The organism is Psychrobacter sp. (assembly GCF_035469765.1).
Lineage (GTDB): Bacteria > Pseudomonadota > Gammaproteobacteria > Pseudomonadales > Moraxellaceae > Psychrobacter.
In genome coordinates, this window is the sequence record NZ_DATIRM010000447.1 from 1 (window position 1) to 2,333 (window position 2,333).

At 39.9% G+C, this 2,333-nt stretch carries 2 protein-coding genes; both read left to right on the forward strand.

The window, feature by feature from the left end; genetic code table 11:
- Positions 1 to 866 (forward strand): hypothetical protein (locus VLN09_RS12195; RefSeq protein WP_325246890.1); only part of this gene is annotated, 866 nt, incomplete at its 5' end.
- Between the two features lie 542 nt (positions 867 to 1,408).
- The coding region (locus VLN09_RS12200) for a SulP family inorganic anion transporter (RefSeq protein WP_325246892.1) at positions 1,409 to 2,333 on the forward strand (925 nt) is incomplete at its 3' end.

Sequence of the window (2,333 nt, forward strand, 5' to 3'; positions counted from 1 at the left end):
ACCACGCCACTATCAATAATCATAGCGTTAACATACCAACTATTCGCACACTCTTATTTAAAAACACCATCAAAGGTATGCGAAAATCGCCACGACTTATGATTGAAAATCATGACAATAAGGACATCTTTTATACCGCACCCTCCTCAGCTGAGGAGATGTTTACGCGCTATGGTTTAAACCGTGTGCAGCTGCTACTACAAGTTTCTGATGACAATGAAACCCTTTTAGATGAAGCCGCTGCATTAGCAAACATCACTATTTATGATGCAAAGCTATTAAGAGAACGTGCTGATCAGGTCGCAACCATCACGACTAAAAGAGGTAAACCTCGCTTTATAAAACCAGTAGGCTCAGAGACAGTTACCTTAAGCCCGCTTAGCTTACAATATCAAAGTGATCTTAGATTGTTATCACCTTTACGAAGCAATGCTTATCAGCTACGTCTTCAGTCAGAAGCTGACTGGCAATGGTTCATGCTGATATGTCGTCAAAGACTTTCTAGTAGCAGAGCATTTGTATCATTTTTAGAAAGAGAAAAGGAAGAGTTACAGCGTTTTATTGGCATTGCAAAACAATTGCTACCTGATAAAAATTGGCTAATCACCAGTAGCGAAACTGTACTTGAAAAGGGCCTGCCTTATTCTCATTACCAAGGTATGCGACAAGCACATAAAGACTGGATAAAGACAATTCATATTGGCATTACAAATCAGGATTATAGAGCTAAGAGTAACCAGTCAGAAGACAGTGAAACAAATAACGCCAAAAAAACCAAATGGCAATACTCGCCGCTACTAAGATTTTTTGTACACATGATGCTCATTACTGATGAAAACCTACCTATTACGGATAATGAGTTATAGATACTTTATTAATTTGAGAATTATATTTAGTGGTTATATTTTAAAGCACCTATACCATTGGCTTTTTTGGTTCTAAATCCATTTACCATAACGTCCGTTATGCGGATAATAGCCAGATATTTTATTGACTGACGCTATGTATGTTAGAATTACGAGAAATATTACTCCTTTAATCTATAAAAGTCGTTTACTACAAAGATGAATACGCCACCCTAGTTGTACCCCTCCTCAGTAAATGATTGCTCCCTATAGCAATTACTCTTTCATAGAGCGTCTTACGCTTTTTCCTATGCACACGCACTGCTTTAAAATTTGTATCTATAATCGATTTATCTATCGAGTCAATAAGAGCAAGCTATTAAAAGCAAGTTATGACAATAACGCGCTAAATATGATGGTTCACATTTTTATATCTATTGTTTGATGGGCATTATGCCTAGCTAGAAATGTGTCAGACCTTTTATTTTAGATATCTCCTATCTCTTAGCTCAGATATCGTGATTATTGACAGACTAAAGCAGTTCCTAAAAACTGAGTTTATGATGTTAACTACTATTAAACAGCATTGGTTCTCCAATGTCAGAGGCGACGTCCTAGCTGGTATGGTTGTCGCCCTAGCCCTTATTCCTGAAGCCATTGCTTTTTCGATCATTGCTGGTGTTGATCCCCAAGTGGGGCTCTATGCCTCCTTTTGTATAGCGGTGGTGATTAGCTTTGTCGGTGGGCGACCGGCGATGATTTCAGCCGCAACTGGCGCAATGGCGCTATTGATGGTGACGTTGGTTAAAGACCATGGGCTACAGTATTTGCTAGCTGCCAGTGTCTTGACAGGGGTCATACAGATTATCTTTGGCTTTTTAAAGCTGGGTAATTTGATGAAGTACGTTTCGCAATCGGTCATCCTTGGTTTTATCAATGCCTTGGCGATTTTGATTTTTATGTCACAGATTCCTGAGCTTGTGCCACAAGCAGGCTCAAACCTAGTCCATGTCTATGGTCTGGTGGCTCTTGGTCTATTGATTATCTATGGTTATCCCTACATTCCAAAAATTGGCAAGATCATTCCATCACCGCTGGTTAGTATTGTCTTGGTGACGGCGATAGCCATCTTTTTGGGCGCAGAAGCGCGCACCATCAACGATATGGGTCAGCTGCCGGATACTTTGCCGATATTTTTATTACCTGATATCCCTTTGAATCTAGATACTTTACTGATTATTTTGCCGTATTCCATTAGTCTTGCGATCGTCGGTTTGCTTGAGTCTATGATGACCATGACCATTGTTGATGATTTAACCGATACCAAAGGTGATCGTACCCAAGAGTGTAAAGGTCAAGGTATTGCCAATATTGTGAGTGGTTTTTTTGGCGGTATGGCAGGCTGTGCGATGATTGGTCAGTCTATTATCAATGTAAAATCTGGTGGCTATACGCGCTTATCTACCTTGGTTGCTGGGGTGTTTTTAT